The organism is Kitasatospora sp. NPDC087315 (assembly GCF_044744345.1).
GTDB lineage: Bacteria > Actinomycetota > Actinomycetes > Streptomycetales > Streptomycetaceae > Kitasatospora.
Genome location: NZ_JBIUYD010000024.1, coordinates 142,332 through 153,057, shown reverse-complemented (window position 1 = coordinate 153,057; position 10,726 = coordinate 142,332). Strand labels below are relative to the sequence as shown.

At 71.4% G+C, this 10,726-nt stretch carries 12 protein-coding genes and 1 pseudogene; 5 read left to right on the top strand and 8 right to left on the bottom strand.

Annotated elements, in window-relative coordinates:
- A pseudogene (locus tag ACIO5D_RS30160) lies at positions 1–233 on the top strand (hypothetical protein); the annotation flags it as partial.
- Between the two features lie 135 nt (positions 234–368).
- Here the strand turns inward: ACIO5D_RS30160 and ACIO5D_RS30155 are convergent.
- Complete coding sequence (locus tag ACIO5D_RS30155) at positions 369–956, bottom strand: dihydrofolate reductase family protein (RefSeq protein WP_400799040.1); 588 nt, start codon at positions 954–956, stop codon at positions 369–371.
- A 68-nt stretch (positions 957–1,024) separates the two neighbouring features.
- Between ACIO5D_RS30155 and ACIO5D_RS30150 the strand changes: the two genes are divergently transcribed.
- Positions 1,025–1,600: a TetR family transcriptional regulator gene (locus ACIO5D_RS30150; protein WP_363614997.1), complete on the top strand. Its 576-nt coding sequence runs from the start codon at positions 1,025–1,027 to the stop codon at positions 1,598–1,600.
- 203 nt (positions 1,601–1,803) lie between these two features.
- Here ACIO5D_RS30150 and ACIO5D_RS30145 read toward each other — a convergent pair whose 3' ends face one another.
- Complete coding sequence (locus ACIO5D_RS30145; RefSeq protein ID WP_400799036.1) at positions 1,804–2,748, bottom strand: radical SAM protein; 945 nt, start codon at positions 2,746–2,748, stop codon at positions 1,804–1,806.
- A 169-nt stretch (positions 2,749–2,917) separates the two neighbouring features.
- On the opposite strand from ACIO5D_RS30145, the gene ACIO5D_RS30140 reads away from it, so the two are divergent.
- Positions 2,918–3,352 carry a VOC family protein gene (locus tag ACIO5D_RS30140; RefSeq protein WP_363615001.1) on the top strand — a complete coding sequence of 145 codons (435 nt, stop codon included), beginning with the start codon at positions 2,918–2,920 and terminating at the stop codon, positions 3,350–3,352.
- Positions 3,353–3,612: 260 nt separating this feature from the next.
- Here the strand turns inward: ACIO5D_RS30140 and ACIO5D_RS30135 are convergent, their stop codons facing one another.
- Positions 3,613–4,065, bottom strand: coding sequence for a hypothetical protein (locus tag ACIO5D_RS30135; protein WP_400799033.1), 453 nt, complete (start codon positions 4,063–4,065; stop codon positions 3,613–3,615).
- 145 nt (positions 4,066–4,210) lie between these two features.
- Here ACIO5D_RS30135 and ACIO5D_RS30130 point away from each other — a divergent pair, with 145 nt between their 5' ends.
- Both ACIO5D_RS30130 and ACIO5D_RS30125 read left to right on the top strand, forming a co-directional pair.
- A complete protein-coding gene (locus tag ACIO5D_RS30130; RefSeq protein WP_400799030.1) occupies positions 4,211–4,669 on the top strand; it encodes a hypothetical protein in 459 nt (152 codons plus the stop codon).
- Between the two features lie 152 nt (positions 4,670–4,821).
- The gene (locus tag ACIO5D_RS30125; RefSeq protein WP_400799027.1) at positions 4,822–5,265 is read left to right on the top strand and encodes a nitroreductase/quinone reductase family protein; all 444 of its coding nucleotides are present in this window, start codon (positions 4,822–4,824) and stop codon (positions 5,263–5,265) included.
- Positions 5,266–5,614: 349 nt separating this feature from the next.
- Here the strand turns inward: ACIO5D_RS30125 and ACIO5D_RS30120 are convergent, their stop codons facing one another.
- From ACIO5D_RS30120 to ACIO5D_RS30100, 5 genes are all read right to left on the bottom strand, one after another.
- Positions 5,615–6,313 carry an aspartate/glutamate racemase family protein gene (locus ACIO5D_RS30120; protein WP_400799024.1) on the bottom strand — a complete coding sequence of 233 codons (699 nt, stop codon included), beginning with the start codon at positions 6,311–6,313 and terminating at the stop codon, positions 5,615–5,617.
- Positions 6,314–6,420: 107 nt separating this feature from the next.
- Positions 6,421–7,554: a hypothetical protein gene (locus ACIO5D_RS30115; RefSeq protein WP_400799022.1), complete on the bottom strand. Its 1,134-nt coding sequence runs from the start codon at positions 7,552–7,554 to the stop codon at positions 6,421–6,423.
- A 316-nt stretch (positions 7,555–7,870) separates the two neighbouring features.
- Positions 7,871–8,164, bottom strand: coding sequence for a type II toxin-antitoxin system PemK/MazF family toxin (locus ACIO5D_RS30110; RefSeq protein WP_400656535.1), 294 nt, complete (start codon positions 8,162–8,164; stop codon positions 7,871–7,873).
- A 57-nt stretch (positions 8,165–8,221) separates the two neighbouring features.
- Complete coding sequence (locus ACIO5D_RS30105) at positions 8,222–8,512, bottom strand: hypothetical protein (RefSeq protein WP_400799019.1); 291 nt, start codon at positions 8,510–8,512, stop codon at positions 8,222–8,224.
- Positions 8,513–8,610: 98 nt separating this feature from the next.
- Entirely contained in the window at positions 8,611–10,545 is a 1,935-nt protein-coding gene (locus tag ACIO5D_RS30100) for a CocE/NonD family hydrolase (protein WP_400656531.1), read from the bottom strand.
- Positions 10,546–10,726: the final 181 nt, after the last annotated feature.

Below are 10,726 nucleotides of genomic sequence, written 5' to 3'. Positions count from 1 at the left end.
ACATCGACACCGCCGAAACCGGCACCACCGCCTACGACAAGCTGACCCTCTCCGTCAACGGCACCACCCTCAAGACCTACTCCAACGTCGACGCCACGGCCGGCTACCAGCTGCGCACCTTCGACCTCTCGGCCTACGCGGGCCAGACGGTCACCCTGAAGTTCGCCGGCACCGAGGACGTCTCGCTGCAGACCAGCTTCGTGATCGACGACACCGCGATCACCACCAGCTGACGGTTCGTCACAAGGCGGTGAGTGACTGGCCGCAGGCCGCCCGGGCTCGCTCCGGGCGGCCTGCGTGTGCTGTCCCCTCCCGGGGGGGCGATCGCGGGGGCGGCGCGGTTCCTCCGGCCGGTGCTGCGCCTGTCGCTAGCGTCGGGCGAACCGCGTGATCGTGACGTCGTTGTCGAACGAGGTGCGGTCGATGACCTCGAAGAGGGTGGGGCTGAACTCCCCGTTGAATACGGGGATCCCCGATCCGGCGACCACGGGGTAGCTCTTGATGATCAGTTCGTCGATCTCGGGCAGCAGCGCGCCGGCGAGGAGGCCGCCGCCGCAGAGCCAGATGTCCCGGCCCTCCTCCTGCTTGAGGCCGCGGACCAGGGCGAGCGGATCGCCGGCGACCACGGTGACGTCCGGGTCGGTGTCGGGCGCGAGCGTACTCGACACGACGTACTGGCGCAGGTGGGCGTAGGGGCTGGTGAAGCCCGCCTGGAGGCCGGGGCGGTAGCTGCCGAGCCCCATCAGCACGGTGTCGAAGCGCCGGTTCGGGGCGTCGGCGAGGCCGTGGGCGGCGCGCATGAAGGTGGGGACGGTCTCGGGATGGCGGGCGATGGTCCACTCGGTGTAGGCGGCGGCCTGCTTCTCGTCACCGAGCGGGTAGAAGTCGAACTCTCCGCCGGGGCCGGCGATGTAGCCATCGATGGAGACGGCGACGTAGTACACGAGCTTTCGCAACAGCAACCTCATCGGTAGTACTCTGTCTGAAGTGGTTTGAACGTAGTACTACGACTGGAGTGGTGTCAATGGCGCGCAGGAACGACCAGCGGCGGGCCGCCCTCGTCGACGCCGCGATCGAGGTGCTGGCCAGGGAGGGCGCGCGCGGACTGACCTTCCGGGCGGTCGACACCGAGGCCGCCGTGCCGGCCGGCACCGCGTCCAACTACTTCTCCAACCGCGACGACCTGCTCACCCAGGCGGGCGCCCGGGTCTACGAACGTCTCCAGCCCGACCAGGCGACGATCGACCGGCAGCGGACGGGCGCGTCGGACCGGGAGCTGTACGCGACGCTGATGCGCGAACTGGTCGAGCGGGTCAGCGCCTTCCGCACGGGTTACCTGGCGCTGCTCGAACTGCGCCTGGAGGCCACCCGGCGCCCCGGTCTCCGCACCGTGCTGACCGAACGGGTCCGCGCCGACCTCGAAGCCAACGTGGCCTACCACGTGGCCGCCGGCCTGCCCGGCGACGCGACCGCCGTCCGGCTGCTCTACCTGGCGTTCAACTGGCTGATCGTCGAACAGCTCACCCTGCCCGGAGTCTTCTCGGAGGCCGAGCGCGAACAGCTCGTCACGGCCGCGGTGGACCGCATCGTGGCTCCGTGACGCGCCGCGGAAACGGCCCCGCCCGCCCGGTGGCCCGACCGGACAGGACCTCCCGGCCGCTCATGTGATCGCCGCTTGACCGGGAACCGACTCGATCGTTCTTCGGCACACGTGAATGGAGTCGAGATCTTCGGTGGCCGCGCCGGAAGTCGGCCGGTCCGACTTCCGGCGCAGCGGTGCTTCCCGGGCTTCCGGCGCGGGGTCTACCGCACCTCCGGCGGCCGCGCCACCTCCGGGACGCACGGCTCATTGGGCTCGCAGCTCATCGGGCAGATCTCGGGCTCGCACGGGGCCTCCGGGCAGTTCTCCGGCTCGCAGCTCTGCGGACAGTTCGGTGAGCACTGCGACGGGCCGAGCCACACCTGCTCGTAGACGCTCTGCCGCATGCGGCAGAGCGGCTCGCCGTTCACGATCTGCGACAGCGTGTCGTGCAGGACGTTGCCGACCGGCCACTGTCTGGCCATGACGCACGGGTACACCGTGCCGTCGGGAGTGACACAGAGCTTGCCCTTCCAGCAGTGCCCGCACAGGCCGGAGAGCCGCGATTCCCGCGACATGACCTCTTGCGCCCGCCCGAACTCCCTGATGCGCCCGACCTTGACGTAGCGGACACCCAGCCCCTCGAGGAACCGCGTGGTGCGGTTGAGATCGTCCTCGTCCTGATCGATGGCGATGACCGAGGCCCGGGCTCCGACGCCGTGGCCGATGAGCTTCTTCAGGTTGCCGATCGTGCGCGTGTGGCTCGTCCTCACCTTGGTCACGGCGTCATGGACCGCGGGGTCGCAGGAGTAGACGGACGTCGCGAAGAGGATGTCGTTCTCGGCGGCGTAGTCGAGCGTTTCGTCGGTCAGGCGGGTCAGGTTGGAAAAGACCTCGATGAAGTCGTACCCGGTCTTCTTGGCCAACCTCAGGAGATGGTCGAAGTCGGAGTTCAACTGAGGCTCGCCGCCGATGAACTGGATCTTTCGACAGCCCAGCCGGTAGGCCTCTTCGATGACTCTCTCGTAGTGCTCTGTGGACAGGAGGTCGCGGTATCCGCTGTTCGGATGCGAGTCCGCGTAGCAGTGCACGCACTGCAGATTGCAGCGGTTGGTCAGTTCGAGCCAGAGGAAGTCGAGACCGTTCGGCGTCGCGCCGTTGTGATCCATCCGGAATACCTGCCCATCTCCTCCCCGTTCTGGCGCCACTCTCGCATCCACCGGCCGACGGGTGCCCGCCCAGGACCGTCGGCCTACGCCGGAGGGGTGACAGGGGTTCGCGACGCACGTGCTGCCGGCCATGGGCCCGGCTGTCAGAGGTGCGCAGTACGGTGCGGCCATGGCAGCCCGGATCGATCTGACACTCGACTGCGCGGACGCGCAGCTCCTCGCCGCGTTCTGGAAGACGGCGCTCGGCTACATCGACGAGCCACCGCCCGCTCCCTTCACAACGCGCGAGGAGTGGCTCGCACAGTTCGATCTGCCGGACGACGACTCCGAGGACGACGGCGCGTGGCTCTGCGACCCCGACGGTGTCGGCCCCCGGCTCTCCATCCTCAAGGTTCCCGAGCCCAAGGCGGCCAAGAACCGGCTCCACCTCGACGTCCGGGTGCCCGGACACGGCACTCCCGACGAGCGGTGGGCGCGGATCACGGCGGAGTCCGAACGGCTGGTGAAGGCGGGCGGGAGCGTCCTGGAGAAGTTCGACGGACACCACCTGGTGATGGCCGACCCGGAGGGCAACGAGTTCTGCGTCGCCGCGGCCCCGGCGTGAAGGCCCCGCCAGGGCGAGCCCTTTCGTCGTTCCGTACGGCTCGGCCGAGGTAGGGGGCCGGCCTGTGCTCCAGGAAGTGCCGGAGCCGCAGCCGCTGGGTGTGCTGCACGGGTGGCTCGGCGATCTCGTGGGGAGCGAAGAACCGAAGGCCGGTGGACTCGGCGGAGATGACCGACCGTCACCCAGGCTGTGAAGCAGACTTGGTGAAGCGGTGCGTGGGCCGTGGCCCCACGCACCGCTTCACGTGGGTCACGCCCGGGTCACCAGCGGTCGATGCCCATCGTGTTCGCCGCGGAGTGGATCGCGTTGTAGTGCGGGATCGACATGTCGGACTTCTTGTCCTTCGCGGGAAGGTTCCGGTCGGTCTGCCGGAACTCGTCGCGCGCCGCGGCGAGCAGGCTGGTCCCGTAGCTGACCGGCACGTCGTCCTTCCCGTGGACGGGGTGCGACTTGGCCGCCGTCTGGCTTCCGGCGTTGGCCAGGATGCTCCGGGCCTGGTTGTAGGCGGCCGGCTTGATCGTCTTGGGGTTTCGGTGCTCCGCCAGTGCACGCGCACCGGGCGCCGCCACGGCCTTCCCGGTGCCGGCGACGGCGGGGGTGGCCGGCGAAACCGGCCCGGCCGCGGCGGCGTGGGACGACGCCGGTACGGCCGCCGACAGCAGGGCGGAGGCGACGAGGGCGCCGAGGACACTGGTCAGACGTCGAACGTTCATGACCTGCCTAACGGCCCGGCGGCGGGCGGGTCACGGTTCGTAGCGGCACACGTAGCGGCACACCGGCCGGCACCTTGGGGGGCGGGTGAGGATCGACTGGCGTGCCATCCGCACCCGGACAAGGCCGAAGCGGCTCGCAGGGGGAATGCTCCCGGTCTCCGTCGTCCGGATCTCATCGGCCGGTGAGCCCGCCGACCCGGCTGACTGCCGGCCCGTCGAGTCCCAAGACCCCCGTGAAGCCGTCGACCACCTCTTCACCGCCCTCGACCCGCTCGCCCACCCCGCCCGGATGCGCGCGCTCGCCACGTGGGTGCAGGGCCTGGCCCGGAATGACGGTGACATGGGCCGACTCCGGCCGCTGCTCGGCGAGTTGGAGACCCGCGGACTGTACGGACGCAGGCTCGCCGCCTTCGCCGCGGCCATCGGAGGGAACGTCCCCTTCCTGGAGGCGCGGCTCGCGGACCCCGATGGTGCCGTCCGCGGCCATGCGCTGAAGTCCTCGCTCCGGCTGCCGGAGTGGCGCACCCTCCTCCGCGTCCTCCGCCGCCACCCCCACCCCGAGGTGCGGGAGGCGGCCCTGGCGCTGACCACGGCGGCGGAGTAGCGGCAGGGGGCGGGGCGGCCGGAGCCGCGGCGTGGTGTCCCTCCATCCGGCGGTAGCCCGACGACACGCTCCTTCCCCCCGGCCCCCGCTGCCGGCGGCGTACTACTCTGCTGCTCCCTCGACATGTACCGACTCAGGGAGACGCTCACGCCATGAGGTACGAGAACGCCGCTGTCATCGAAGAGTTCAGGGCCAACGGGGGGAAGGTCGGCGGCCGCTTCACGGGGCTGGACATGGTCCTGCTCACCACCACCGGTGCGCGGACCGGCGCGTCGCACACCACTCCGCTCGCCTGCTTCACCGATGGCGACCGGCTCTTCGTCATCGCCTCCAACGGAGGGTCCGACCGGCACCCGGACTGGTACCACAACCTGGTCGCCCAGCCCGAACTCATTGTCGAGACCGGCCACGAGACCTACCGGGCGACGGCCGCACCGGTCATGGACGACGCCGAGCACGACCGGCTCTACGCGCTGGCGGAGGCCCGCCGGTCCAGGTTCGCCGAGTTCAGGGCCAGCACTGGGCGTCGCATCCCGGTGCTGACCATCGCCCGGAGCCCGGACACGGAGACGGCCACGGACACGAACACGGACTGAGCCGGAACGGGCGACGGCGCCTACGCCGGGTCCAGCAGCCGCAGGTGGGACTGGGCCAGAGCCTCCACCACGGCCGAGGCCGCGGCGTGGGTGTGCTCGTGCGAGCGCGCCTCCATCCGCAGACGCCCCCCGCGGCGAATCGGCGCAGCGCCGCGTGGCCGTCCAGCAGCACGCCCACCTGCTCGGGCGGCATCGACGTACCCGTCGTCCGCAGGTCGACGAGGACGTGCGTGGCTCAGCGCCGAACCGGCCAGCAGGGCGACCGCGGTGGCGCCACCCGGCGATCGGGGCCCGGCCGCGGCACTGCCTCCGGAGGATCAAGGGCAGCGGGACGGTCCGGTGGGGTGCGTCAGTCCTCGTCCGCCAGGGCCGCGTCGATGGCGGCCTCGGCGTGGAGGCGGGCCGTCGGGAAGACCGGGACGGGGCTGTCCTGCGGACCGATCAGCAGCTCGATCTCGGTGCACCCCAGGATCACGCCCTCGGCGCCGGCGGCGACCAGTTCTTCGATCACCCGGCGGTAGGCCGCGCGGGACTCCTCCCGGACGATGCCGAGGCACAGCTCCTCGTAGATGACCCGGTGCACCAGGGCGCGGCCGGCCGCGTCGGGGACGACGACGTCGAGGCCGTTCGCTTCGAGGCGGCCCCGGTAGAAGTCCTGCTCCATGGTGAACGCCGTGCCCAGCAGGCCGATCCGGCGCAGCCCCGCCGACCGGACGGCGCCGGCGGTCGCGTCGGCCAGGTGCAGCAGGGGGACCGACGCCGCCGCCGCCACCTGGTCGGCCACCCGGTGCATGGTGTTGGTGCAGATCAGCAGCAGCTCGGCGCCGGCCGCCTCCAGGGACCGGGCGGCCCCGGCGAGGATCTCGCCCGCCTCCGTCCAGCGGCCCTCGGCCTGGAGCTGCTCGATGGCGGCGAAGTCCACCGAGTACAGCACCAGTTGGGCGGAGTGCAGACCGCCGAGGCGCTCGCGGGTCAGTTCGTTCAGCCGCCGGTAGTACTCGGCGGTGGACTCCCAGCTCATGCCACCGATCAGGCCCAGTGTCCTCATGGGGTCATGTATAACCCGCGAAATGCACTGAGGGCAAAGCTGCGGTGGCGCGGGGTCGCAGGAGCGGCTCGCCAACAAAGCCGGCGAGCCGTCATGCACGATCGGGGCTAGAACGATCCCATCCGCTCCAGGTATTCGATGGAGCTGATTTGTCGGGAGGCGGACACCGCGGATCCGATCTGCGCCTCGCTCATTCCGAGAGTGAGGTGCGCGTCAGGGGCCACCTTCACGTCGAACTCCATGCTCCTGAAGGTCTGGACCCAGGTCTGCCATTCCTGCCTGGTCTGGGTGAATTCCCGGTGGAGCTGGGCCCAGTCCTGTGATGTTCTCGCCGCGTCGAGATCTTTCTCCACGTGCGTGAAGTATTCGCGTGCGGACAGCCAAGGCTTGGTCACCACGTCGAGCTGGCTCGTCAGCGAGCCGAGTTCGGCCACAAACTGATTGGCGTTCTGGGCCGCTTTCTGAAGGGTGACGATGTCGTCGTTGAACTCGTTGATCTGCCCGCGCAGGGCCTCGATCTGGCCTTTGAGCTCGGTGATCTTTATCGAGGCGAGCGTGACGATCGTCACTGAGCCCCCGACCGCGGCAACAGCGGGTATCAGAAGGAAAAGGCTCATACCGCCGGTGGCCGGGGCGAGGGCGATTGCCAGCACGCCCATGAGGATGCCGCCGAGCGTGCCGAGTGATCCGCCGACGATGGGCGCCACCTGGCCTGAAATTTCACCCTCAAGTGCGGTGATATTGCTGTTCAGGGACGTAACCTTGGCCCGGTCCGCCCCCTGGGTCCTGACGGCTTTGTCCGCGATACCCGTCAGTGTGCCCGCATCGGCTGCGAAGATCCCGGCCTGGCCCTGGAGACTCCCCACCATTGCGGACGCCTGCGCACGGTATCCTTCGAAACAGTCGCGAAGTGTGCTCACCCGGTCTCTCAGGAGGGCTTCTGTCCTCTTGTCTCCGGGATTGGCGGAAAGCCGGTCGGCGAATTCCACGATCTCCCCCAGGTAGGGGAGGACAATCAGGTCGGAGTCGCTGGAGAGGCCCCTGGGCATGCTGGCGAGCTGCTTCATCGTCGAGTTGGCCCAGGCACGCCGGCGCGGCCGTCCGCTGCGGAAGCTGGAGAGACGACGCCCCGGAATCCGATTCCCGGCCCGGCGGCGGATCGACCTCTGCACAGTCGGACTGGCGGCCCAATTGATATCACGGCCGTGCGGCGCCTGGAAGGGAAAGCTTTCGGCCAGCACGGGCGGGCGGTACGGCCTGGGTGAATGATCTTTTTCGGCCAGCTGCCGACCGGCCGGGGTGCCGCGTCGATTGTGACCGGTCCGACAGTCCGCAGGGGTTGGATTCGCTCTCGGCCCACCGGCCCGCGGCCCATTGCGATCGTGCACGTGCGGCCTCGCGCAATACGGCCACGGTGTGCGGCTTATGGCCGCGGTGAAGGTTTTGCCGCGAGGGGACCGAAAGCTTCAGACGGAGCCCGCCCGGCCACCCCGGGCCACAGCCCGGAGCGGCCCGGGGCCGACGGGGCCGGCCCTGGTGGGGGCGCGCTGTGAGGGATCAGGAGGCCCGCTCATGGGCGAGAGCGGCGCGGAGGCCGGCGGCCACCTTCATCATCGTCGAGGGCGAGAGGGCGCCTCGGTCCTCTTCGAGGTCGCTGCGGTGGAGCAACGCGGTGTCGTCGCACAGGACGTGGCCGACCAGCGGGTCGGCCGCCGTGAGCCGGACGATGCTGGGCAGGTCGGGCTTGACGCTCGCGGTCAGTCGAACGGCGAGGCAGTCCGACAGCGCACGGTTGCGGGCGTTGTCGGAAACGACGAGCCAGGGCTTCCGGCCTGTGCCGATGTCGGCCATGTAGACCCGGCTAGACCCGGCCTGGCACGGGGACGCGATCTCTGAACCCACAGTGACTCAGTCCCCCCGGTGGGCCGCGCGGGTGCGCACGGCTCGGCGGTCGGCGCGGTCCTCGTTGTCCTCGGCCGCTGCCAGGGCGGCATATCCGCCGATCATGACCTGCTCGGTGACGGCAGCCCGCCCGGTCAGGAGGAGGGCGTGCGGGGTCTCCGCCTCGGAGGCGTCGTCGGGCAGCAGCATCCCGGTCACTTGGCTGAGTGCCTCGTGTTCGGGCGTGCCCGGCGTGCGCAGCTGCTGGAGGTGGACCTGGTCCTCGTCGGTCAACGGGACGCTCTTGCGGATCCTCACCTTGGTCACATGTCGTGCGGCAGTCTGTGCTGCGTGGTAAGCGGCAAGGCAAGCAGCATGGCTGCGGCAGTCGTCGGACCGGGATCTTCCGTGATCTTTCAGCCCTCGCGGGGGATGCGGTGGTGCCAGTCGCGGGTGAAGAGCAGGCCGCCGGCTTCGAAGGCGCTGACATGGCAGTGGACGATGAAGTGGGTGGCGTCGCAGCGGAGTTCGGTGCGGGTCTGGACGGTGGTGTCCCAGCCGATGTCGGGGCGTTCCAGGCGGACGCTGTGGTCGGTGCGGGCCTGGGCGCTCAGGGGGGCGGCGGTGAGGACGCGGTAGGCGGTGACGCTGTGCTCGTCGCGGACCAGGCCGTCGGGGTGGGTGCGGGTGCCGTCGGTGGCGGGGGAGAGTTCGACGCGCCATTCGTGGCGGCCGATGTCGTGGAGGGCGAGGCGTTCGGGGCGGGCGGTGAGCGGCTCGGTGACGTGGAGGTGGATCGGGTCGGGGAGGGCGGGGCGCTCGACGGTGAGGGGGGCGGCGCCCGCGTCGGCGGCGAGGTGGCGGACGGGGAGGGTGAGGGTGCTGCGGGAGGGGTCGAGGTCGAAGCCCGTCGCCCCGGGGGTGGGCCAGATCCACGGCCAGTAGGCGGAGGAGAGGGCGAGCCGGAGGCGGTGGCCGGCCGGGACGGTGTGGCCGGTGGCGGAGAGTTCCACGGTGGCGTCCGCGGGAGCACCGGCCGGCACGTCGGCGGACGGGGGGAGCGCCAGGACGCCCCGGCTGAGCAGGGTGGAGGTGCCGTCCGGGGTCACGTCGCAGAGCCGGGCGACGATCAGGCCACCGCCCGGCCTCGCCTCGCCCGGGCGCAGCCGCAGCCGCAGGGACGGCAGACCGAGGAGTTCCAGCGGCTCCGGCAGCGGCTGGGAGTCGAAGCAGACCGAGCGCCCGTCCTCCTCGCGCTGGTCGGACGGCCGGTCGGCGGGACGCCCGAGCGGGATGTACGCCCCGGCGTTCAGGCCGGTGTGCTGGGGCGACCGGACCCGGACGAAGCGGTCGTCGGACGCCGTGCCGGCGGCGCGCAGCGGTCCGTCGAGGCCGTAGTGGATGTCGCGGACGTCGGGGGAGGGCCAGAGATCGTCGCCGGCCCAGCGGGTGCTGATCCAGCTGCGCAGGGCGGGGCCTGCGAGGATGCCGGTGTCGATGTCCTTCAGCCAGTGGTCCCACCAGCGCAGCGTGTCCGGGAGGGCGTCGTCGGGCAGCCCGTGCGGCCAGGGGCCGACCAGGGCCCGGACGGGGACCGGGGCGGCGGACTCGTCGAGCAGGCGCAGCACCAGGGAGCAGGACGGGTCGTCCCAGCCCGCGACGGCGAGGGTGGGGACGGCGGCGGTGAGGCGGGCCGGTTCGTCCGGCCCCCGCGGCGCGAGCCAGGCCTCGACGGGCGGCTCCAGGGCGTTCAGCCGCGCGAGCCACATCGCCCGCCAGCCGTCGCCGACGTAGCGAGGGTCGGGCGGCCGGGCCGCGCCCGCGAGCAGGGCGGTGAGGCGGGCGTGCAGGCCGGCGGCGAGGACGGCGCCGCCGAGGCGGTGTCCGCCGTCGGGGCAGGCGGTGACGACGGCCCGCACGGCGTCCGGGGCGAGGGCGGCCAGCCGCAGGGCGGTGGTGCCGGCCCGGCCGTGGCCGAACAGGCCGACGCGGCCGCTGCACCACGGCCGTGCGGCGAGCAGGCGGATCACCTCGACGCCGTCGGCGAGCGCCGCCTCGGAGTGTTCGTCCCCGGGCAGGCCGCCGGAGTTGCCGTGGCCGCGGAGGTCGACGCGGACGGAGGCGTAGCCGTGGCCCGCGTACCAGGGGTGGCGGCGGGAGTCCTCGGCGGCCGTCCAGTCGGTGAGGCGGCCGGCGGAGTACTCCAGCAGCACGGGGACGGGCGCGTCGTCCAGCGGGCGCCAGACCCGGGCGTACAGCTCGGTGCCGTCGGACAGCGGGATGCGCAGGTCCTCGCGGGTGATGGGCCGGGGGTGCGACCGGCCGGCGGCGGGGGGAAGGGGCGAAGGCATGGCGGCTCCCAGCGATTCCCAGGGCTTCCCGGGGCTTCCCGGTGCGTCGCGGCGGCTCCCGGCGGCTCCCGGTCGGCGCCCCGTGGTGCGGGCGGGTGGTGGGCCCGCCCGCACCACGGGCGTCAGCATTCCGACAGTAGGCGACGAGGCCGCCGATTTCCTGGTGAGCCTTCCCGGCGGG

What these genes read in the sequence shown, in the direction of transcription:
- ACIO5D_RS30150 (WP_363614997.1), top strand. Translation starts at nt 1,025, where the DNA reads ATGGCGCGCAGGAACGACCAGCGGCGGGCCGCCCTCGTCGACGCCGCG.
- ACIO5D_RS30145 (WP_400799036.1), bottom strand. Translation starts at nt 2,748, where the DNA reads ATGGATCACAACGGCGCGACGCCGAACGGTCTCGACTTCCTCTGGCTC.
- ACIO5D_RS30140 (WP_363615001.1), top strand. Translation starts at nt 2,918, where the DNA reads ATGGCAGCCCGGATCGATCTGACACTCGACTGCGCGGACGCGCAGCTC.
- ACIO5D_RS30135 (WP_400799033.1), bottom strand. Translation starts at nt 4,065, where the DNA reads ATGAACGTTCGACGTCTGACCAGTGTCCTCGGCGCCCTCGTCGCCTCC.
- ACIO5D_RS30130 (WP_400799030.1), top strand. Translation starts at nt 4,211, where the DNA reads ATGCTCCCGGTCTCCGTCGTCCGGATCTCATCGGCCGGTGAGCCCGCC.
- ACIO5D_RS30125 (WP_400799027.1), top strand. Translation starts at nt 4,822, where the DNA reads ATGAGGTACGAGAACGCCGCTGTCATCGAAGAGTTCAGGGCCAACGGG.
- ACIO5D_RS30120 (WP_400799024.1), bottom strand. Translation starts at nt 6,313, where the DNA reads ATGAGGACACTGGGCCTGATCGGTGGCATGAGCTGGGAGTCCACCGCC.
- ACIO5D_RS30110 (WP_400656535.1), bottom strand. Translation starts at nt 8,164, where the DNA reads ATGGCCGACATCGGCACAGGCCGGAAGCCCTGGCTCGTCGTTTCCGAC.
- ACIO5D_RS30100 (WP_400656531.1), bottom strand. Translation starts at nt 10,545, where the DNA reads ATGCCTTCGCCCCTTCCCCCCGCCGCCGGCCGGTCGCACCCCCGGCCC.